This window comes from Dysosmobacter sp. (assembly GCF_052306735.1).
In the GTDB taxonomy this organism is placed as follows: domain Bacteria; phylum Bacillota; class Clostridia; order Oscillospirales; family Oscillospiraceae; genus Oscillibacter.
This window is the reverse complement of sequence record NZ_DAWBAJ010000021.1, coordinates 1-21,869: the sequence shown is the minus strand read 5'-3', so window position 1 is coordinate 21,869 and position 21,869 is coordinate 1. Positions and strand designations below refer to the sequence as shown.

Genomic DNA, 21,869 nt, shown 5'->3' with positions numbered 1-21,869 from the left:
GCTTGCCCTTTGTTTTCTTGTGTGCTATGATACTTTAGTTAAAGTATCTGAACTTGGAGGAACGATTTTGGAACGCAAAGACGTACTGATCCCGGCGGAGGATCTCGCCCGCCAGCGGGGCTTTCAGGAGAAGATCCGCAGCATGTTTGCATCTCGCCAGGCCCATCCCCGGGCCTGCGTGGACACCTTCGGCTGCCAGCAGAATGTGGCCGACGGGCAAAAGCTCATGGGCATGCTGCAAGAGTGCGGCTTCACCCTCACCGACGAGCCCAAGGAGGCGGATCTCGTCATCCTCAACACCTGCGCCATCCGGGAGCACGCCGAGCAGCGGGTCTTCGGTAACCTGGGCATCCTGACCCACACCAAAAAGGAGAATCCCGAGCAGGTCATCTGCCTGTGCGGCTGCATGGCCCAGGAGGAGCGGGTCAGTAAGCGCATTAAGGAATCCTACCGCCATGTGGATCTGGTGTTCGGCCCCCAGGCGCTGTGGAAGTTCCCGGAGCTCCTCTGGCAGGTGTATGAGACTCACAAGCGGGTCTTCTCCGTCCAGGACGAGCACGGCACCATCGCCGAGGGCATCCCTGTGGTGCGGGAGAAGGGCGTCAAGGCCTGGGTCTCCATCATGTACGGGTGCAACAATTTCTGCTCCTACTGCATCGTGCCCTACGTCCGGGGCCGGGAGCGGTCACGGGATCCCCAGGCGGTCCTCGCGGAGGTCCGGGAGCTGGTGGAGGCCGGATACAAGGACATCACCCTCCTGGGGCAGAACGTCAACTCCTACGGCAACGACTTAGGGATTGGCTATCACTTCCCGGACCTGCTGGAGGATATCGACAAGATCCCCGGGGAGTATCTCATCCGCTTCATGTCCAGCCATCCCAAGGACGCCACCTACCGCCTCTTTGACGTGATGGCGAAAAGCCCCCACGTTGCCAAGCAGCTGCACCTTCCCGTGCAGTCCGGCAACAACCGGGTGCTCCATGAGATGAACCGCCGCTACACCCGGGAACAGTACCTGGATCTGGTGCGCTACGCCAAGTCCGTGATGCCCGGTCTGGTGCTGACTTCCGACATCATCATCGGCTTCCCCGGGGAGACGGAGGCGGAGGCCATGGACACCGTTTCCCTGGTGGAGGAGGTGGGCTTCGACGCCCTCTTTACCTTTATCTATTCCCCCCGCCCGGGCACCAAGGCGGCGGCCATGCCGGACCCCGCCACCCGGGAGGAAAAGCAGAAGTGGTTCGACAAGCTCCTGGAGGTCCAGAACGCCATGTCCGCGAGGCTCCACGCTGCCTATGTGGGGGAGACCGTCCGGGTGCTGGTGGACGGGGAGAGCGACGACCCCGCATTCCCCCTGGCCTCCCGCACGGAGGGCAACCGCCTGGTGCGCCTCAAGGGGGACAAGTCCCTCATGGGCAAGTTCGTGGACGTGAAGATCACCGGCAGCAACACCTGGGCGCTGTACGGCGAGGCGATCTAAGGAGTTCCGGGTCCCGGATGGTCCCCCTGGAAGGTTCCACCCCCCATTTTCTTTTTGAAAAAGAAAACGGGCCGTGGACGGTCCAAAAGAAAAGGCGCTTGGGCCTTCTCAGACGCTGCTGAGGAAGACCCAACATTTCTGCCAAGTGCGCCGGACATTTTGCTTTCCGTTCCTTGTTCCCGCATGAAAACTGCGTCGGAAGTTCCGGCAGTCGCCGAATGTGACCTGCTTCTCTTTCCGCGCCTTCCGCTTTGCTAGGCGCTGCAGTTTTCTGAAACCACCGGGGAGCGGCAGCGGAAAAAGCAGCAATTCCATCCGATCAACACCCCAACGAGACAGGGACTGCCGATTGCGGGCGCAGGGCCTTTCGCGGCTATGGGTTCCGGCGCACTCGGCAGAGAGCTTTTGCCTTTTCTCCGGAGTGTCTGAGGAGACCCCCGTATGCGCCGCAGGGCGGAGCCTTGCGGCGGAAAACATGTTTTCTTTTCACCGTCCACGGCGATTTGTCTCCGCCTAAGAGCCGCCGCTTTGCGGCGGTTGGCTCCGACACGGGCCTGCGGGCCCAGTCTTTTTGGTTTTAAAAAGAACAGGGGGGTGGATCCCCTGAGAGAGGAGAGGACCTATGGAAGCAGCGAGTACCATTCGTGTTACCACGCTTTTGGAAAATACCGCCTGCCGGGCCGGGCTCTGCGCCGCCCACGGGCTGAGTCTGTATATCGGGACGCCCCGCCGCAAGATCCTCTTCGACATGGGCCCCAATGAGGATTTTATTGCCAATGCCGAAGCCCTGGGCGTGGATCTCGCGGCGGTGGACTTGGCCATCCTCTCCCACGGACACTATGACCACGGGGGCGGCCTGGCGGCCTTTTGCCGTGTGAATGCCCACGCTCCCGTGTACATCCACAAAGACGCCTTCCGGGCCTATTACGCCCTGGAGGAGGGCCGGGCCCCTCGGTACATCGGCCTGCCCCGGGGACTGGAGGACTTCCGGGACCGCTTTGTCCTCACGGAGGGGGAGACGGTCATCGACGACGAGCTGACCCTTTTCTCCGAGCCCCCGGCGGTGTTTGACGCCATGTCCGCCAGCGCCGGACTGCGGGAGCAGGTGGGGGAGGACTATCCTCTGGACCCCTTCCGTCACGAGCAGGATCTTTTGATCCGGGCGGCGGGAAAGACGGCGGTGGTGGCGGGCTGCGCCCACCGGGGCGTGGTGAACATCCTCGCCGCCGCTAAGGCGTATTTGGGGGAGGACCCGGACGCCCTTTTCGGCGGGTTCCACCTCTTTGAGCTGCGGCAGGGCGACCCGACGGCGGACGCCCTCATCGATGCAACAGGCAAAGCCCTGCTTCCCGGCAAGACCGTATACTACACCGGCCACTGCACCGGCGCCTACGCCTATGAGCGCCTTTCCGCCATTCTGGGTGAGCGGCTGCGGCCCCTCACCGGCGGCAGTGTGGCGGAGATCTGATACGACGAACTTAGAAAGACAACGAGGTGAACCCCTTTGGCGGAACTGACCCCCATGATGAAGCAGTACCTGGAGATCAAGCGGGAAAATCCGGACTCCATTTTGTTTTTCCGGCTGGGCGACTTCTACGAGATGTTCGCGGACGACGCAAAGCTTGCCTCCAAGGAACTGGACCTGACCCTCACCTCCCGGGACCACGGCAAGCACGCCAAGCCCGAGGAGGAGCGGGTCCCCATGTGCGGCGTGCCCTACCACGCCAGCGAATCCTACATCGCCCGGCTCATCGCCAAGGGCTACAAGGTGGCCATCTGCGAGCAGATGGAGGATCCCGCCACCGCCAAGGGGCTGGTGAAGCGGGACATCATCCGGGTGGTGACCCCCGGCACCCTGATTGAGAGCTCCATGCTGGACGAGAGCCGGAACAATTTCATCTGCGCCGTCTGCATGGATGGCAGCGGTGCCGCTCTGGCCCGGTGCGACATCTCCACGGGAGAGTTCGTCACCGTGCCCTTTTCCGGCAAGGGTTACCTCACCCATCTTTTGAACCGCCTGAGCGCCTTCGGCCCCAGGGAGGCCCTTCTCTCCCAGAGCGCCTGGGAGGAGCAGGCCCTGACGGACTTTTTGAAAGACAAGCTGGAGTGCCGCTGCGAGCGGGGCAGCGAGGCGGACTTTGCCCCAGAGGCGGCGGCGGCCGCCCTCCACGCCTGCGGCCTCTATGACCAGGAGACCTTTGCCCCGGACCTTTCCCGGGAAACCCTGTTGTGCTACCGGGCGGCGGGGGCTCTCACGGCCTACCTGCAAAAGACCCAGAAAACCGACCTTGGCCACCTGGGCCCCCTGGTGGTGGACCGGGAGGGCGGCGGCGAGTACATGGAGCTGGACCTCACCGCCCGGCGGAACCTGGAGCTCACCGAGACCCTCCGGGGCAAGGAGAAGAAGGGATCCCTTTTGTGGGTGCTGGACAAGACCCGCACCGCCATGGGCCACCGCCTCATCCGCGCCTGGCTGGAGCAGCCTTTGAAGTCCCCGGTGGCCATTGCCGCCCGGCAGGAGGCTGTGGCCGCCCTGGTGGACGACACCGTGGCCCGGGAGGAGATCTCGTTGTCCCTGCGGTCCGTACCGGACCTGGAGCGGCTCATGGGCCGGGTGGTGTACGGCAGCGCCAACGCCCGGGATTTGAAAGCCCTGGGGGAGGGCCTGGGCGTCCTGCCGGAGCTGCGGGAGCAGGTCAAAAACCTGCCGGGCCGCCAGCTTGCCGCCCTGACGGCGGGGCTGGACGACCTTCCCGAGCTGCGGGAGACCATTGCCGCCGCCATCTGCGACGAGCCCCCCTTCACCATCCGGGAGGCGGGCTTCATCCGGGACGGCTATGACGAAGAAGTGGACCGCCTGCGGGGCATCCTCCACGGCGGCAAGGGCTTCATCGCCGACATCGAGGCCCGGGAGAAGGAGAAAACCGGCATCAAGAGCCTGAAAGTGGGCTACAACAAGGTCTTCGGATATTACATCGAAGTCAGCAAGAGCTACTACGACCAGGTGCCGGAGACGTACATCCGCAAGCAGACCCTGGCCAACTGCGAGCGCTACATCACCCAGGAGCTCAAGGACTTGGAGCACACCGTCCTCACCGCCAATGACCGCCTGGCGGCCCTGGAGTATCAGATCTTCTGCGACTTGCGCCAGAAGGTCTCCGCCCAGGTGCGCCGGGTGCAGTCCGCCGCCGCCGCGGTGGCGGAGCTGGACGTCCTCACCTCCTTTGCCCAGGTGGCGGAGAAGAACAACTACTGCCGCCCGGACCTGGACGAGAGCGACGTGATCGAGATCCACGACGGCCGCCACCCGGTGGTGGAGCAGATGCTCAAGGACAGCCTTTTCGTCCCCAACGACACCTTTATGGGGGCCAAGGAGGACCGGGTGGCCATCATCACCGGTCCCAACATGGCGGGCAAATCCACCTATATGCGCCAGGTGGCCCTCATCGTCCTCATGGCCCAGGTGGGCTCCTTCGTCCCCGCCAAATCCGCCCATATCGGTGTGGTGGACCGGATCTTCACCCGCATCGGCGCCAGCGACGACCTCTCCGCCGGACAGTCCACCTTCATGGTGGAGATGACGGAAGTGGCGGACATCCTCCGCCAGGCCACCCGCCGCTCCCTGCTGATTCTGGACGAGATCGGCCGGGGCACCTCCACCTTTGACGGCATGTCCATCGCCCGGGCGGTGCTGGAGTACTGCGCCGACCGGAAGATGCTGGGAGCCAAGACCCTCTTCGCCACCCACTACCACGAGCTCACAGAGCTGGAGGGGAGCCTCCCCGGGGTGGTGAACTACAACATCGCCGTCAAGACCCGGGGGGAGGACATCGTATTTTTGCGCAAGATCCTCCCCGGCGGCGCCGACCGCAGCTACGGCATCGAGGTGGCGAAGCTGGCGGGGCTTCCCGACCGGGTGCTTGCCCGGGCCCGGGAGATTCTCACGGAGCTGGAGGCGGAAAACGGCGTGCAGTACGTCGCCCCCCGGCAGGACAAGGAGCAGGTCTCCCTGGACGCCATGGCGGAGGGAGAGGTGCTGGACGCCCTGCGCCGCTGCCAGCCGGACACCCTGACGCCCATCGAGGCCATGAGCCTTTTGTACGAGCTCAAGCAGAAGCTGCGCTGAGGCGCCGCCGGCAAACCGCGTTTCCCCAAACTCATTCCACCGGGAGGGATTCCCTTGGCAAAACGAAAATCTGCCGCCTACATGACGGCGGGCGAGCAGATCGCCGGGACGGTGTTCTTCGTCATCTACCTGCTGGTGCTGCCCTTCGCCACCACGCCCCTTTTTGATCTGGCGGAGCGCCTGCTGGGCACCGCCATCTCCCCGGGACTGCGCAACGCCCTGTATTACTACATCCTGTTCGCTGTGACGCTCATCATCTTCCACGGCTTCCTGGCCCGGACTACCCGGCATTTTCTGGACAATCCCGGCGGCGCTGTGAAGCTGGCGGCGGTGGGCCTGGTGGCATTGTACGGTCTCAACGAGCTGGTGTACCGCCTTTCAGCGCTGGCGGTGGCCAGCCGCACCAATCTCAACGATACCACCATCTCCGCCCAGATGGCCGACGCCCCCCGCACCACCATTTTGATCGTGGTGTTCCTGGCCCCCTTTGTGGAAGAGGTGCTCTTCCGGGGCCTGGTGTTCGGCAACCTCCGGGGCAAGAGCCCCTGGCTGGGCTATGCCGTCTCCTGCGCCCTCTTTGCGCTGCTGCATGTGTGGCAGTTCGCCGTGGTGAATCACGATATCACCTATTTTTTGCTGATGGTGCAGTATCTGGTGCCGGGACTGGTGCTCTGCTGGGTCTATGACCGCTCCGGGACACTGTGGACGGCCATTGGCGTCCACGCCGCGGCCAACGCCCTGAGTATCTGTTCGTCCCTTGTGTAACGGGACCGGGAGGAGAGAAAACGACCCATGAATTTTTTTGACGTATTGGCAGAGATGCTGGTGATCCTCTTTGCCATTGCCGCCGGATACGGGGCCAACCGCCTGGGCTGTCTGGGAGGCGAGACGGATCAAAAGCTCTCCAAGCTGATTTTGAACATCACCATGCCCGCCATGATCGTGGCGGCGGTCATCACCGGCGAGGAACTGCCGGAGATCTCCGTGATCCTCTCCATTTTGGAGGTGGGCGTGGTCTTTTACGTGCTGGAATTCGCCTTCGTGCTGACGGTGCCCAAGCTGCTGCCGGGAACGGCGGGGCAGAAGGGCGTCTACCGCTACACCCTGGCCTTCCCCAACGTGGGCTTCATCGGCTACCCGGTGGCGGTGGCCCTCTACGGGGACGGCGCTCTCTTTTACGCCGCCATCCTGGCCCTGCCCTTTAACCTGCTCTCCTACTCCCTGGGCCCGCTGATGCTGGCGGGAGCCGGGCGCTTCCGCTGGCGGCAGCTGCTCTCCCCGTGCATCGTGGCCTCTGTACTGGGGCTGGTGCTGGCATTGACCCGGCTGCGTCCCCCGGCCATGGTGGGGGAGATGCTGGACTTCGTGGGAAGTATCACGGTGCCCCTTTCCCTGCTGGTGGTGGGCTCGCTGCTTGCCCATATGTCCCCGGGGAAGGTGCTGCGCTCTCCCAAGCTGTGGGTGCTGTCGGTGCTGCGTCTGCTGGTGATGCCCGCCCTTCTGTGCCTGGTGCTGCGGGGCATGCACATCGAGGCCATGGTGCTGGGCATCGCCGTCAGCCAGATGGGCATGCCGGTGGCGGTGAACGGCACGCTTTTGAGCATGGAGTACGGCGGCGACACAGAGGCCATGGCCCAGGTGACCTTTTTGACCACCCTGGGGGCCATCGTCACCATCCCGGTACTGGCGGCGGTGCTGCTGTGACCGGGGGACCACGAAATAAGGAGGAACGACATGTCCGGAAAACTGCTGTTGGAGCCTGATGCCCAGTGGGGACGCTCCGTCCCCGCAGCCATCATCAGTGTGCTCGCAAGCTTTTTGCTGGTGGTGGTGAGCTACAGTGCTTTGGAAACGCAGGTGGACCTGGATGGCATCGCCTTCCAGGTGGCCGCCGTGGTGACGGCCTATATCCTCTTTCGATTCATCTATCCGGTGGTGGCCGGCTGGATGGGCCGGGGAGAGGAGCAGACCATCCCCTGGACGCTGACCGAGGAGAGCCTGACCATCGGCCCCCGCTCCATTCCCCGCCAGAGCATCCGCAAGGTACACTGCTGGCCCGGCCGCAACGCCCTGGGCCAGTCCACCGGCAACATGGTGGTGAATATTGAGACCACCGGGAAAAACCGGGTGCTGCGTACCCTCTCCGGTGCCCGGGCGGAGGAGAGTGCCGCCTCGCTGGAGCAGCTGGTGCGGGCCCTGGGCTACGGCGACGCCTGGGATGCCGCCCGGAGCTGAGGCACGTCCGTTCAACGATTCCGCAGAGTAAACGGGGAAAGGAGACGCAACATGCCCCATATCGCACAACTGGATTCCCATGTGGCAGACCTCATCGCCGCCGGTGAGGTGGTGGAGCGGCCTGCCAGCGTGGTGAAGGAGCTGGTGGAAAACGCCATCGACGCCGGTGCCGGCGCCGTGGTGGTGGAGATCCGCCGGGGGGGCATGGGCCTCATCCGGGTGACGGACGACGGCTGCGGCATCGCTCCAGAGGAGCTGCCCACGGCCTTTTTGCGCCACGCCACCTCCAAACTGCGCACCGCCGACGACCTGGGCAAGATCGGCACCCTGGGCTTCCGGGGAGAGGCCCTGGCGGCCATCAGCGCCGTCAGCCGGGTGCGGATGGTCACCCGCCGCCGGGAGGATACGGCCGCCGCCGTCCTGGAGCTGGAGGGAGGGATCCCCGGCACGGTGACGGAGACCGGCGCCCCGGTGGGCACCACCATTTCCGTGGCGGACCTCTTTTACAACACCCCCGCCCGGCTGAAGTTCATGCGCAAGGATTCCGCCGAGACGGCGGCGGTGGCGGGACTCATGCAGCATCTGGCCTTGTCCCACCCGGATATCTCCTTCAAATTCATCAAGGACGGGGTGGAGAGCCTCCACACCCCCGGGGACGGCAAGCTCCTCTCCGCCGTTTACTCCGCCATGGGCCGGGATTTTGCCCGTTCCCTGACGGCGGTGGAGGGCCGGGGCGGCGAGATCACCGTCTCCGGCTTCGTCACCAAGCCTCTCATGGGCCGGGGGTCCCGGTCCATGCAGGTGTTCTTCGTCAACGGCCGGTTCATCAAGTCCCAGCTTCTCACGGCGGCGCTGGAGGAGGGATACCGCAACCAGATCATGAAGGGCAAGTTCCCCGGCTGCGTCCTCTCGGTGACGGTGCCGGTGACGGCGGTGGACGTCAACGTCCACCCGGCCAAGACCCAGGTGAAGTTCGCCCGGGAACACGAGGTGTTCGACGCCGTGTTCCACACGGTGCTGGACGGCCTGGCTCAGGGGGGATCCCCCATCCCCGCGGCGCCCCAGGCCTCCGGGGCGGTGAATCCCCGGGGGGATTTCTTCCAGGTCATGGACGCCAAAGCCTACCGGGAGAAGGCGGCGGAAAAGCCTGCCGCCCCGGCCTCCCAGGCCCGGCCCGCCTGGAACACGGAGCGATCCGCCCCCGCCCGGGTGGCGGACAGCGCCCGGCCCCTTTACCAGAGCGCCCAGCCCCAAAAGCCCGCCGCTTTGGGCCGGGCCCCCGCCTCCGTGACGGCTCCCGTCCGGAGCGAACCGGAGAAGCAGCCCGTCCAACAGGGGGCGTCCCCGGTGGAGAGGGCAGTGTCTCAGGCAGTTCGCCCGGCACAGGAGAACCGGCAGAGTGTACCGGTTTCCCGGCCGGTTCAGGAGCCCCCGGCTCCGGCAGCGGAGAAACCCGCCCGGCCCTTTGTGCCCGCCATTCCCCAGCGGGAGGAGCCGGAGCAGCAATCCATCCCCCAGCCGGAGATCCCCTGGCGCATCGCCGGGGAGGTCCTCAACACCTACATCATCTGCGAGGACGCCCAGGGCAATGTCTGGCTCATCGACAAGCACGCTGCCCACGAGCGCATCAACTTCGACCGGCTGATGGCCGCCAAGGAGCCCCCCATGCGCCAAACGCTGCTTGCCCCCGTGGCGGTGGAGCCCGGAAGGGAGGACGCGGCGCTGCTGCTGGAGAATCTGCCCCTTTTGGAGCAGCTGGGCTTCGGGTGCGAGGACTTCGGCGACGGGGCGTTGCTGGTGCGGGAGGTTCCCGCGGATCTGGACGCCGCCGACACCGCCGCCACCCTGGAGGAGATCGCCGAAACGCTTCGTGCCGGACGCTCCCCGGAGGAGCGGCGGGAGGCACTGCTGCACACCATGGCCTGCAAGGCCGCCATCAAGGGCGGCTGGAAGAGCGATGCCAGGGAGCTGCAGGTGCTGGTGGAAAAGGTGCAGAGCGGAGCCGTCCGCTTCTGCCCCCACGGCCGCCCCGTGGCGGTGAAGCTCACCAAATACGAACTGGAGAAGATGTTCAAGCGGGCGTAACAGCTCCGGCGACGGGAAGGAAGGATGTGTGCAGGAAACCCAGGAGGGGTGTCCTGCACGTGCAATCATAATACGTTTCAAATCCTTGGATTTGAAACGCAGGCCGGAATGGCGGTCCGGCATTCCGGAAGATGTTCAAGAGAGCATAAGACCGGCGCAAACGGGAAGGAGGATGTGTATGGCCCAGAAGCGGTTTGTGAAAATCTACAGCCAGGGGACGATTGATGTGACGGAGATCTTTGTGGACCGGGAGACCGGCGTCAATTATATCTTTCGCGCCTCCGGCAACGCCGGAGGGCTGACGCCCCTGCTGAACCGGGACGGAACGCCCGTAGTGACCACGGTATTGGATGAGGAGTGACACGATGAAACTGTTGATGGTAGATTGCTGCATCAGCCAGCGGGGGGAGGATTCCCGCACCCGGCGGCTGCTGCGGGCCTATGGGGAGGCCTTCTGCCGCCGCCACCCGGATGCCGAGGCGGAGACGGTGACGCCGGAGGAACTGCTCTCCCTCAAGCCCTTTGACGTGGAGATGCTGGACGAGCGGGACGCGCTGATGTCCGTGCAGGCCTGGGACGCTCCGGTGTATGACCTGGCCCGGCAGTTCCGCGCCGCGGACGCCATCGTGGTGGCGGCGCCCTTCTGGGATCTGAGCTTCCCGGCGGCTCTGCGGACCTATATCGAGTATATCTCCGCCAACGGCCTCACTTACCACTACGAAGCCGACGGCTGCCACGGGGACTGCCGGGCGCAGCAGCTGGTGTATCTCACCACCGGCGGCGACGTGGAGCGGGAGGACTCCGTGGGCGTGGTGTACTGGCGGCAGCTTTGCGCCATGTTCGGCATACCCAAATTTGACTACGTCTTCGGCGGCGGGCTGGATCTGGACCCGGAAAAGACGGAGAGCCTGGTGGAGTCCGCCTGTGCCCTGGCGGTCCGGCTGGCGGAGGAGCCGTGATGGACAAGGTGGTGTGCGTGGTGGGCCCCACCGCCTGCGGCAAGACCACCCTGGGCGTCCTGCTGGCCAAGCAGTACGGCGGGGAAGTGGTGTCCGTGGACTCCATGCAGATCTACCACGGCATGACCATCGGCACCGCTGCCCCCACGGCGGAGGAGATGGACGGCGTTCCCCACCACATGATCGCCGTGGCGGACCCGGGGGAGAACTGGTCCGTTGCCCGGTATGTCCGCTCGGCGGTGCCCATTGTGGACGATATCCTCTCCCGGGGAAAACTCCCCATCCTGGTGGGAGGCACCGGACTGTGGCTGGATGCCCTGGTCCGGGGGCGGGATTTTGCCGGAGGACACGCCGGCGGCACCGTGCGCAAGGAATTGCAGACCCGGCTGGCAGAGGAGGGCATCGAAGCGCTGCTCTCTGAGCTGCGGCAGGTGGATCCGGAGTCTGCGGCGCGGCTGCACCCCTCGGATGAAAAGCGGATCCTCCGGGCCCTGGAGGTCTACCGGGAGACGGGGGAGACCATTTCCGCCCACAACGCCCGGACGGCATCCCAGCCTCCCCGGTATGACGCCGTGTGGATCGGGCTGCGCTTTGCCGACCGCCAGGACATGAAGGACCTCATCGACCGCCGGGTGGACAAGATGGTGGAGGCGGGCCTTTTGCAGGAGGTGCGGGGCCTGCTGGAAAGCGGCCTCTCCCGGGAATCCACCGCCCTCCAGGCCATCGGCTACAAGGAATTTCTGGCGGTGGCGGATGGCACCGCCACGGAGGCGGAGGCCATCGAAGAGGTGAAGCTCCGCTCCCGCCAGTATGCCAAGCGGCAGCTGACCTGGCTGCGCCGCAACCCGGACATCCACTGGATTGAGTGGCAAAAAGAGCGGGATTTTTCCCGCGCCGTGCAGGTTTCGACGGAAATCCTGACCGCCGCAGGCGTATCCTAGTGGCTGGGCGGACGGGAAAAACTGGAAAAACGTCCGACTCAACAGATAAAAAGGAGCGGACGAGTATGCAAAGCGGAAAAGCAAATTTACAGGAGCTGTTTCTTCTCCGGGCCCGGCGGGACAAGGTGCCCGTCACCATGTTTTTGATGAACGGCTTTCAGATGCGGGGCACCATCACCGGCTATGACGCCTTCATGGTGGTGCTGGAGGGCGAGGGCCGCCAGCAGGTGGTCTACAAGCACGCCATCTCCACCATCGTCCCGGCCCGGACGGTGGATCTGAGCGAGGAGGCGTAGCCCCGGGCGCAGAGCCGGGAGGCGCCCTCTCTCCGCGGCGAAACGATAGAGGTAACCCCATGAAACAAAAGACCCTTGGAACCAAAATTTTAATGGCGCTGGTGACGGTGGCGGTGTTGGCCTACTTCGGCATCCAGGCGGCCAACTATTTCACCGACCCCCTGTCCACCACCCTGGCCTATACGTACCAGGTGGAGGAGGGAACCTCCCTTTCCGGCTACGTGGTGCGCAGCGAGCAGGTGCTGCCGGACGATACCAGCGGCCTTTTGCAGCTCCAGCGGGCGGAGGGCGAACGGGTGAGCACCGGGGGCACCGTGGCCCTGGTGTACGCCGACCAGGCCTCCCTGGATCGCCAGGATGAGATCGAGGCCCTGGAGGTACAGCTCCAGCAGCTCCAGTACGCCCAGGAGGCTGCCCTGGGATCCGAGGCCGCGCTGCGGCTGGATGCCCAGATCATGCAGCGGATCTTTTCCACCCGCAGTGCCCTGACCGCGGGGCGGCTGGACCAGGTGGAGGAGCAGGCGGCAGATCTCAAGTCCTTGGTGCTGCGCCGGGACTATACATATTCCGACACCACGGATCTGGACGCCAGGATCCAGGAGGTCCAGTCCCAGCTCAAGACCCTGCGGGCCCAGGCGGCCTCCTCCGTCCGGCGGATCACGGCTCCCAGGGCGGGGCTTTACTCGGCGGTGGTGGACGGCTACGAGACGGTGCTGACACCGGACATGCTCTCCAGTCTGACCCCCTCCGCCCTCTCCGCCGTGAAGGCGGATGAGTCGGTTGCCTCCTCCGTGGGGAAGCTGGTGCTGGGGGACAGCTGGTACTATGTGGCCGCCATGGACGCGGAGGATGCCCAGGCACTCCAGGAGGAGGGCGGGCTGTCCCTGCGCTTTTCCAAGGGCGTCACCCAGGCCCTTTCCGTCACCATCTCCTCCATCGGGCCGGAGGAGAACGGCCGGGTGGTGGTGGCCTTTGAGGGAAGGCGCTACCTCTCGGAGCTGACGCTGCTGCGCCAGCAGCGGGCGGAAGTGATCCACAGCACCGCCTCCGGCATCCGGATCCCCAAGGAGGCCCTCCGGGCCCAGAAGGTGACGGTGGACAGCGAGGGAAACCGCACCACGGAGGATATCACCGGCGTGTACTGCGTCATGGGTGCAGAGGCCCGGTTCAAGCCGGTGCAGGTGCTCTATACCGGGGAGGACTTCGTGCTGGTGGAATCCACGGTGCCTGTGTCCACCAGCACCACCGCCAGCGTGGAGAGCACCCGGCTGCGGGCGGGGGACGAGGTCATCATCTCCGCCTACGACCTCTATGACGGCAAGGTCATCACCTGACGGCCGCCGGAACATCAGAAAAAAACCGCTGGGCCTGCCCAGCGGCAGCCCATAAAAACAGGCAAATTTGGGAAGGAAGGCTTTCATCATGTCAATCGCGGAAAACATTGCCAAGGTGCGCAGCACCATTGCCGACGTGTGCCGGGAGACCGGCCGGGACGTGGGGGAGATCACCCTGGTGGGCGCCAGCAAAATGAACGGCGCCGACGCCTGCCGGGAGGCCATCGCCGCCGGCATCGACGCCCTGGGGGAGAACCGGGTGCAGGAGATGACGGAGAAGCTCTCGCAAAACGCCTATGACGGCGCGCCGCTGCACTTCATCGGCCACCTCCAGCGCAACAAGGTCAAGCAGGTGGTGGGCCATGTGGCCCTGATCCAGTCGGTGGGCTCGGCGCCGCTGCTCCAGGAGATCGAAAAGGTGGCCGCCGCAAAGGGCTTGGTACAGGATATCCTGCTGGAGGTGAACATCGGCCGGGAGGAGGCCAAGAGCGGCTTTGCCCCGGAGGAGGTCCTGGACGCGGCCCGGGCGGCGCTGGACTGCCCCCACGTGCGGGTGCGGGGATTGATGACGATTCCCCCCGCAGATGCCTCCCGGGAGGAAAATATCAGGTATTTTCAGGAAGTCCGGGGACTTTATGTTGACATAAATGCAAAATTGTTCCATAATGAATTAGACTGTTTGTCCATGGGCATGAGCGCCGACTATCCGGATGCCATCCGGGCCGGCGCCACCATGGTGCGGGTGGGCACCGCCATCTTCGGCGCGCGCCACTACGCCTGACGCCCGGGGCGTTTGGAGGTTGCCATGAGCATTTTAGATGAACTGAAGAAATGGACCCATCCCTATGAGGACGAGGACGAGGAGTACGACGATTTTGACGACACGTCCCGCCGGGACACCGTCTTTGAAGACCGCCGTCCCAAGGCGGAGGACCGCCGGAACAAGGTGGTGAACATCCACGCCACCACCCAGCTGAAGGTGGTGCTGGTGAAGCCGGAGCGGTTTGAAAACGCCTCCGAGATCGCCGACCATCTCAAGGACAAGCGCACGGTGGTGCTGAACCTGGAGTCCACCAACAAGGACATCGCCCGCCGCCTCATCGACTTTTTGTCCGGCGTGGCCTACGCCGGCGAGGGCAAGATCAAGAAGGTGGCCGCCAACACGTACATCATCACGCCCTACCATGTGGATATCGAGGGCGATCTCATCGACGAGCTGGAAAGCAACGGACTGTATTTTTGACGGCAATCGCGCGCCGGAATAGGGGGTAACGAGTCAATATGCTGACACCGCAGGAAGTTTCCACCCATGCGTTCTCCAAGGCGGTCATGGGCGGATATAACATGGCCATGGTGGACGAGTTCCTGGATGAACTGACCGATGACTATACCGCGCTCTACAAGGAGAACGCGGCGCTCAAATCCAAAATGAAGGTCCTGGTGGAGAAGGTGGAGGATTACCGCGCCACCGAGGATTCCATGCGGGCCACCCTGCTTACCGCCCAGAAGATGGCGGACTCCATCGTCCACGAGGCGGAGGCCAAGCGGGACGAGCTGGTGGCCAAGGCGGAGGCCGAGGCCCACGCCCGCCTGGAGGAGCTGCGCCGGGAGCTGCAGGAGGCGGAAGACCGCCTGCGCCAGGGCCAGGAGGAGCTCTCCCGGTTCATCACCCAAAGCCGGGACCTGTGCGCCAAACAGATGCAGTTTTTGGATCAGCTGCCCAAGGCACCGGTATCCGTAAGCGCCGCACCCGCCAAGGAGGAGCCTCCCGTCCAGGAGATCGAGGAGCGGGTGATGGCGGCCTTTGCCGAGCAGGATCAGGGGGAGGTGCCCGCTGAGGAGGGTGCCGAGTCCGGCGAGCCGGCGGAGGAGACCTCCGCCCTGGACTATCCCGAGGGCGATCCCTTCGCCCGGGATGACGGGGATCTGGATGCCACCCGCCGCATCAATCTGGACGATCTGAAATTCGGCCGCAATTACAGCGGCGACTGAGTATGAAAAAGGCGGCTCGTGAGGGCCGCCTTTTTGCCATCCGGAAGGGAGGAGCCCGCCATGGACCAGCAGCCCATCGTGGCCTTTTTGTACGACTTCGACAAGACCCTTTGCACCACCGACATGCAGAATTACGCCTTTATCCCCAGCCTGGGCATGACCCCCGGGGAGTTCTGGGCGGAGGCCAACGGCTTTGGCCGGGCCTGCCGCATGGACGGGATCCTGGCGTATATGTTCACCATGATCCGGGAGGCGGAGCGCCGGGGCCGTCCCTTTACCCGGGAAGACCTGGTGGAAAAGGGCCGGAGCATCGTGCTCTTTCCCGGGGTGGACACCTGGTTCCGGCGCATCAATGAATTCGGAGCCCGGCAGGGGGTCCAGGTGGAGCATTACATCATCTCCTCCGGCCTCCGGGAGATCATCGAGGGATCCAGTATCAGCGGGGAGTTCAAGGAGATCTACGCCAGCGAGTTCTATTACGATGACAATGGGGTTCCCGTGTGGCCCAAGCTGGCGGTGAACTTCACCGCCAAGACCCAGTTCGTCTACCGGATCAACAAGGGCGTGCTGGATGTTTCCGACGACAAGACCCTCAACGACTCCATGCCGGACGACTCCAAGCGGGTCCCCTTCCACAACATGGTCTATGTGGGGGACGGCCTTTCCGACGTGCCCTGCATGAAGATGATGCGGGCCTACGGCGGCCAGGCCATTGCCGTGTACCAGTCCGCCAACCGCCAGGGGGTGGAGGATCTGCTCTCCAAGGGACGGGTGGATTTCATCTTCCCGGCGGACTACTCGGAGGGTACCGTCCTGGATACCACCGTCAAGGACATCATCCGCAAAATCGCCATCACCGACCGGCTGGGGGAGCAGAACGCCCGCCAGCTGCGCTCCATTGGCGGCGACGTGCTGCCGGATCAGGTGGGGCTGTTCTGAAAAAGACCGCGTTCCCGGCGCCCCGGGCGGGTGCCGGGGCGTTTTTTTGCCCGGCGGGGCGAAAAAACGGGAAAAAACAGGGGTTCCTTCTTTACATTTCGTATCCTTTTTGCTAGAATATACCCTGCGTATTTGATAAAGACCCTGCGGCAGCGGCAGACATTGCAAAATGTCTGCTTTTTTGTGCCGGAGGATGGAAGACTTCCCAAAGGAGAGAGAATCTATGGCATCCGAATTTTCCCGCACGCTGTCCCTGCTGCGGCAGGAGCGGGGCGTGTCCCAGCGCACCGCCGCCGGGGATCTGGGTATTTCCCAGGCGCTGCTGAGCCACTATGAAAACGGTATCCGGGAGCCGGGTCTGGCCTTCGTGGTGCGGGCCTGCGACTATTACCACGTCTCCGCGGACTTCATTTTGGGCCGCACCCTGTCCCGGGACGGCAGCATGCTCACCACCGAGGAGATCCTCAGCGCCTCCGAGCCCGGCAACGTCCTCCAGGGCAGCGTTCTGGCCACCCTGCAGAGCAAGCTCCTCTCCGGCGCGGTGGGGGTGCTCTTCGGCCTTCTGGGCAAGCTGGGGGACAAGCAGGCCATCAACGCCGCCGCCGCCTACCTGGGCACGGCGGTCTATCAGCTTTACCGCCACTTTTACCGCGCCGCCGGGGCCAACGAGGCCTATTTCTCCCTGGATCCTGCCGGGTGCACCATGGACGCGGCCTCCGCGGACATGAAGCTCTCGGAGCTGACCTATGCCCGGGCCCTGCGGGGCCAGGCCGCCCGGAAGGCGGACTTCCCGGACCTCTCCGCCGAGGCCCTTGCCGCCGCCTACCCCGGACGCAATCAGAGCCTCACCCAGGTGCTCAGCGGGGCGGACGCCCGGCTCAGCAGCCTGACGGAGCGTGACACATGAGCTTCCAGTCCCTTTCTTTCCTCCTCTTCCTGGCGGTGACGGCGGCGGTTTGCCTGATCCTGCGCAGGAAGAGCGCCTCCTCCGCCCTGGCGGCGCTGGAGGTGGCGTGCCTGGTGTTCTACCTGGCGGGCGGCGGCTGGCAGAGCTTTTTGGTGCTGGCGGTGGGCGTGGTGGTGACCCGGGCGGCCCTGCTGCGCTTGACGGATCCGGCGTGCCGTGACCGCCGCCGGGTGCTGGCTTTGGCGTGCATCTGGCATGTGGCGGTGCTGCTGGCCTTCAAGTACACGGGCTTTTTCACCGGCGGCGCCCTCTCCATCGGCTGGGTGCCTCTGGGATTGAGCTTTTTTACCTTCCAGCAGCTGTGGCTTTTGAAAGAGGTCTATACCGGAGCCTATGTCCCCGCCCAGGACGAGCGGCTGTTCCTCTTTGCCTTCTTTTTCCCCACCGTCACCTCCGGCCCCATCCTGAAGCCCGGGGACTTCTTCCCCCAGCTGACCGGTGAGGACTTCCTGCGCCCGGGGTGGGAGGGGGCCGCCGCCGGGCTCTACGCCATCTCGTGCGGCACCGCCAAGAAGGTGCTGCTGGCGGACTCCTTCGGTGCCGTGGTGAACAACGGCTGGGACCGCCTGGCGGAGCTCTCCGCTCCGGCGGCCTGGCTGGTGATTCTGGGCTATACCTTCCAGCTGTACTTTGACTTTTCCGGCTACTGCGACATTGCCGCCGGCGTTGCCCGGATCCTGGGGATCCGGCTGCCGGTGAACTTCAATTCCCCCTACCGCAGCCTCTCCATCGGGGAGTTCTGGAAACGCTGGCACATCACCCTCACCAGCTTCCTCCGGGAGTGCGTGTACTTCCCCCTGGGCGGCAGCCGCCGGGGGAAGGGGCGGACATACCTCAACATCATGGTGATCTTCCTGGTCAGCGGCTTCTGGCACGGAGCCGGGTGGACCTTTTTGATCTGGGGCGCCCTCCACGGCCTGGCCCAGGTCATCGAGCGAGCCTGGGGGCCCTCCCGGGACCGGCTGCCCCGTCTGGTGCGCTGGGGGCTGACCTTTTTGTTTGTCAACATCGCCTGGGTCTTCTTCCGGGCACCGGATCTCACCGGCGCCGTGGAGCTGCTGCGCACGGCCCTTACCGGAGGCCTTGCCAAGCCGGAGCCCTGGCTGCTGGATGCCCTGTTCTCCAAGGAGACGGGGGCGCTGGAGATGATCCTGCCGGCCCTGACTCCCTGGATGAATATTTTCCGAGTGGTGGGTCTCTACGGCGTGGGCCTCATCATGGTCCTCTGGCCCCGGAACACCATTTCCCGCATGGATTCCTTCCGTCCCACCCTCTGGCGGGCCGCGGGGCTGACGGTGGTGATGGTGTGGTCCGTGCTGTCCTTTACGGGCATCACCACCTTCATCTATTCCAACTTCTGAGGAGGCCGTTATGAAACAAGCATACAAGCGCTGGGTCTGCGGCCTTCTGGCGGCGTGCGCCGTGCTGCTGGCAGCATGTGCCGCCGTGGTGTACTTCGTGGATCCCTGCCTCTATTACCGCATTCCGGAGGACTGGGATCCGGTGCTCTTCAGCGAGCGCTACCAGGCGGCGGGCCTTGCCAAAAACGTACCGGCGGACACGGTGCTCATGGGGACCTCCCTGGCCGCCAACTACCGCCGCAGTGAGATCGCCGAGACCTTCGGCACCACGGCGGTGCGCATCACCATTCCCGACGGCTACCTCAGCGAGTTTGACAAGACCATGGACGTCCTTTTCCGCAGCCAGGATCCCCAGCGGGTGATCTTCGGCCTGGATGCCAACATCCTGGTGCGGGATGAGAGCGGCCTGACCTCCGCCATGCCGGACTATCTCTACAACGGAAATCCCTTTGACGATGTGAAATACCTCATCAACAAGGACACCCTCTATTACAGCGCCTACGTGCTCATGGCCAACCGCTGGGACGAGGCGGACACCCTGGACGAGGGCTTCACCTGGGACGGGGACGTGTGGTGGAACCACGCCACCGCCCTGGCCAACTACACCCGGCCGGAGATCACCGGGGAGACGCTGCCGGCGGATACCTACCTTCGCCACGCCAGTGACAACCTGGACGTGGTGGAGGGCTGGATCACCGCCCATCCGGAGACGGAATTCGACATTTTCTTCCCGCCTTACAGCATCCTCTTCTGGGACAAGACTGCCCGGCTGGGGGAGACGGAGGCGGTGTTCGCCGCTCTGGATCTGGCCTGTGAGCGGCTGCTGCAATACGACAATGTCCGCCTTTACAATTTCCTGATGGATCCGGATATCGTGCTGGATCTGGACAACTACTGCGACTATGTCCACCACTCCGGTGCCGTCTGCACCCAGGTGCTTGCCAAGATGGCGGCGGGGGAGTGCCGTATGACGGAAGAAAACTACCGGGATACCCTGGCGCAGTGGCGGGATTTTGTGGTAGACTATGACTACGAGAAATACTGGGATGAGTCCTTCTGGATTGTCTGGAACGCCCAGAAGGCCCAGCAGCCCTGATCGATTCGAGCTGTCCGCGTCAGCGGACGTTTTACGGAGGTTTCGCCTGTATGACAAAGCAATCCAATATCCGCAATTTTTCCATCATTGCCCACATTGACCATGGCAAGTCCACCCTGGCGGACCGGCTGCTGGAGGTGTGCGGTGCCGTCTCCGCCCGGGAGATGGAAGCCCAACTGCTGGACAACATGGATTTGGAGCGGGAGCGGGGCATCACCATCAAGGCCCGGGCGGTAAAGCTCAACTACAAGGCCCAGGATGGGGAGACCTATGAGCTCAACCTCATCGACACCCCGGGCCACGTGGACTTCAACTACGAGGTCTCCCGCTCCCTGGCGGCCTGTGAGGGCGCGGTGCTGGTGGTGGATTCCACCCAGGGCGTGGAGGCCCAGACCCTGGCCAACACGTACCTTGCCATGGAGCACGACCTGGAGATTTTGCCGGTGTTCAACAAGATCGACCTGCCTGCCGCGGATCCGGAAAAGGCCAAGCACGAGGTGGAGGACATCATCGGCCTGCCCGCCATGGACGCCCCGGAGATCTCCGCCAAAATGGGCATCAACATTGAAGCCGTCCTGGAGGACATCGTGCAGAACGTCCCCGCCCCCACCGGGGATGTGACGGCCCCCCTGAAGGCCCTGATCTTCGACAGCCAGTATGACAGCTACCGGGGCGTCATCGTGTACTTCCGGATCATGGAGGGCACATTGCGCACCGGTCAGCAGGTGAAGATGATGGCCTCCGGCGCCACCTACCAGGTGGTGGAGTGCGGCCACCTGCTGCCTTTGGGTATGGAGCCCTGTCAGAGCCTGGAGGCCGGCGAGGTGGGCTACTTCACCGCCAGCATCAAGAACGTGCAGGACACCCGGGTGGGCGACACCGTCACCGACGCCGCCAATCCCACGGCCCAGGCCCTGCCGGGCTACCGCCCTGTGCAGCCCATGGTGTACTGCGGCATCTACACCGAGGACGGGTCCAAGTACCCGGATCTGCGGGACGCCCTGGAAAAGCTCCAGCTCAACGACGCCTCCCTCTCCTTTGAGCCGGAATCCTCCGTGGCCCTGGGCTTCGGCTTCCGGTGCGGCTTTTTGGGCATGCTCCACATGGAGGTCATCCAGGAGCGGCTGGAGCGGGAGTTCGACCTGGATCTCGTTACCACCCTGCCCTCCGTCATCTACCACGTCTACAAGACCGACGGCACTATGGTGGCGGTGGACAACCCCCACAACTACCCGGACCCCGCCACCATCGAGCACGCGGAGGAGCCCTACGTCAAGGTGAATATCATCGCCCCCAACGAGTACGTGGGCAATATCATGCCCATGTGCCAGGACCGCCGGGGGGAGTTCAAGGATATGCAGTACCTGGACACCAACCTGGTGGAGCTCCATTACCAGATGCCCCTCAACGAGATCATCTATGATTTCTTCGACACCCTCAAGGCCAACACCAAGGGCTACGCCTCCCTGGACTATGAGCTCTCCGGCTACCGGCCCAGTGAGCTGGTGAAGGTGGACCTGAAGCTCAACGGCGAGGGGGTGGACGCCCTGAGCTTCATCGCCCACAAGGACAAGGCGTACCCCCGGGCCCGGCGGCTTTGCGAAAAGCTCAAGGAGAACATTCCCCGCCAGCTCTTCGAGGTTCCCGTCCAGGCGGCCATCGGCGGCCGGGTCATCGCCCGGGAGACCGTCAAGGCCATGCGCAAGGACGTGCTGGCCAAGTGCTACGGCGGTGATATCTCCCGAAAGAAGAAGCTGCTGGAAAAGCAGAAAGAGGGCAAAAAGAAGATGCGGTCCCTGGGCAGCGTGCAGATCCCCACGGAGGCATTTCTGGCAGTGCTCAAGCTGGACGAATAAACGGGCATCTTCATTTTGCCCGGGGCCCCGCAGCGCGGGGCGGCGCAATGCGCCGTACAAGTGTTTTTGCCGGAGCGAAAACCTTGGCGCAGGCGGAATTCACTTCCGCCGCGCAAGTAAAAAATGGGGTCCCCACCGGATGGAACATCCGGTGGGGCAAAAAGAAGATGCGGTCCCTGGGCAGCGTGCAGATTCCCACGGA

The 21,869-nt window shown here is 64.1% G+C and carries 20 protein-coding genes; all 20 read left to right on the top strand.

Annotation, left to right across the window (positions count from 1 at the left end; all coding sequences use genetic code 11):
* Window positions 1–67: 67 nt before the first annotated feature.
* Window positions 68–1,480, top strand: a complete 1,413-nt coding sequence (miaB, locus tag ACT67G_RS07075; RefSeq protein WP_443663747.1) for a tRNA (N6-isopentenyl adenosine(37)-C2)-methylthiotransferase MiaB — start codon at window positions 68–70, stop codon at window positions 1,478–1,480.
* A 622-nt stretch (window positions 1,481–2,102) separates the two neighbouring features.
* Window positions 2,103–2,948: an MBL fold metallo-hydrolase gene (locus ACT67G_RS07070; RefSeq protein ID WP_443663745.1), complete on the top strand. Its 846-nt coding sequence runs from the start codon at window positions 2,103–2,105 to the stop codon at window positions 2,946–2,948.
* A 36-nt stretch (window positions 2,949–2,984) separates the two neighbouring features.
* Entirely contained in the window at window positions 2,985–5,606 is a 2,622-nt protein-coding gene (gene mutS / locus ACT67G_RS07065; protein WP_443663743.1) for a DNA mismatch repair protein MutS, read from the top strand.
* A 54-nt stretch (window positions 5,607–5,660) separates the two neighbouring features.
* Entirely contained in the window at window positions 5,661–6,371 is a 711-nt protein-coding gene (locus ACT67G_RS07060; protein WP_325245821.1) for a CPBP family intramembrane glutamic endopeptidase, read from the top strand.
* 27 nt (window positions 6,372–6,398) lie between these two features.
* Entirely contained in the window at window positions 6,399–7,310 is a 912-nt protein-coding gene (locus tag ACT67G_RS07055) for an AEC family transporter (RefSeq protein WP_443663741.1), read from the top strand.
* A 30-nt stretch (window positions 7,311–7,340) separates the two neighbouring features.
* The gene (locus ACT67G_RS07050) at window positions 7,341–7,841 is read left to right on the top strand and encodes a hypothetical protein (RefSeq protein ID WP_325245817.1); all 501 of its coding nucleotides are present in this window, start codon (window positions 7,341–7,343) and stop codon (window positions 7,839–7,841) included.
* A gap of 51 nt (window positions 7,842–7,892) precedes the next feature.
* Window positions 7,893–9,926: a DNA mismatch repair endonuclease MutL gene (gene mutL, locus ACT67G_RS07045; protein WP_443663739.1), complete on the top strand. Its 2,034-nt coding sequence runs from the start codon at window positions 7,893–7,895 to the stop codon at window positions 9,924–9,926.
* Window positions 9,927–10,104: 178 nt separating this feature from the next.
* Entirely contained in the window at window positions 10,105–10,287 is a 183-nt protein-coding gene (locus tag ACT67G_RS07040) for a DUF6440 family protein (RefSeq protein ID WP_443663737.1), read from the top strand.
* 4 nt (window positions 10,288–10,291) lie between these two features.
* The gene (locus ACT67G_RS07035; RefSeq protein ID WP_443663735.1) at window positions 10,292–10,885 is read left to right on the top strand and encodes an NAD(P)H-dependent oxidoreductase; all 594 of its coding nucleotides are present in this window, start codon (window positions 10,292–10,294) and stop codon (window positions 10,883–10,885) included.
* Window positions 10,885–11,826 (top strand): tRNA (adenosine(37)-N6)-dimethylallyltransferase MiaA, encoded by a 942-nt coding sequence (miaA, locus tag ACT67G_RS07030; protein ID WP_443663733.1) that lies wholly within the window; start codon window positions 10,885–10,887, stop codon window positions 11,824–11,826. Before ACT67G_RS07035 ends, miaA begins: the two co-directional genes overlap by 1 nt.
* A gap of 65 nt (window positions 11,827–11,891) precedes the next feature.
* Window positions 11,892–12,122, top strand: coding sequence for an RNA chaperone Hfq (gene hfq, locus ACT67G_RS07025; protein WP_325245807.1), 231 nt, complete (start codon window positions 11,892–11,894; stop codon window positions 12,120–12,122).
* A gap of 59 nt (window positions 12,123–12,181) precedes the next feature.
* Window positions 12,182–13,456, top strand: a complete 1,275-nt coding sequence (locus tag ACT67G_RS07020; RefSeq protein WP_443663731.1) for an HlyD family efflux transporter periplasmic adaptor subunit — start codon at window positions 12,182–12,184, stop codon at window positions 13,454–13,456.
* Between the two features lie 88 nt (window positions 13,457–13,544).
* Window positions 13,545–14,237: a YggS family pyridoxal phosphate-dependent enzyme gene (locus ACT67G_RS07015; RefSeq protein ID WP_325245803.1), complete on the top strand. Its 693-nt coding sequence runs from the start codon at window positions 13,545–13,547 to the stop codon at window positions 14,235–14,237.
* A 24-nt stretch (window positions 14,238–14,261) separates the two neighbouring features.
* Window positions 14,262–14,699 carry a cell division protein SepF gene (locus tag ACT67G_RS07010; RefSeq protein WP_325245801.1) on the top strand — a complete coding sequence of 146 codons (438 nt, stop codon included), beginning with the start codon at window positions 14,262–14,264 and terminating at the stop codon, window positions 14,697–14,699.
* Window positions 14,700–14,737: 38 nt separating this feature from the next.
* Complete coding sequence (locus tag ACT67G_RS07005; protein ID WP_326214605.1) at window positions 14,738–15,448, top strand: DivIVA domain-containing protein; 711 nt, start codon at window positions 14,738–14,740, stop codon at window positions 15,446–15,448.
* Window positions 15,449–15,508: 60 nt separating this feature from the next.
* Complete coding sequence (locus ACT67G_RS07000) at window positions 15,509–16,387, top strand: HAD family hydrolase (protein WP_443663729.1); 879 nt, start codon at window positions 15,509–15,511, stop codon at window positions 16,385–16,387.
* Window positions 16,388–16,610: 223 nt separating this feature from the next.
* Entirely contained in the window at window positions 16,611–17,294 is a 684-nt protein-coding gene (locus ACT67G_RS06995) for a helix-turn-helix domain-containing protein (protein ID WP_325247271.1), read from the top strand.
* Complete coding sequence (locus tag ACT67G_RS06990; RefSeq protein WP_443663727.1) at window positions 17,291–18,715, top strand: MBOAT family O-acyltransferase; 1,425 nt, start codon at window positions 17,291–17,293, stop codon at window positions 18,713–18,715. Before ACT67G_RS06995 ends, ACT67G_RS06990 begins: the two co-directional genes overlap by 4 nt.
* A 10-nt stretch (window positions 18,716–18,725) precedes the next feature.
* A complete protein-coding gene (locus ACT67G_RS06985) occupies window positions 18,726–19,811 on the top strand; it encodes a hypothetical protein (RefSeq protein ID WP_325247269.1) in 1,086 nt (361 codons plus the stop codon).
* Window positions 19,812–19,861: 50 nt separating this feature from the next.
* Window positions 19,862–21,667 (top strand): translation elongation factor 4, encoded by a 1,806-nt coding sequence (lepA, locus tag ACT67G_RS06980; protein WP_443663724.1) that lies wholly within the window; start codon window positions 19,862–19,864, stop codon window positions 21,665–21,667.
* Window positions 21,668–21,869: the final 202 nt, after the last annotated feature.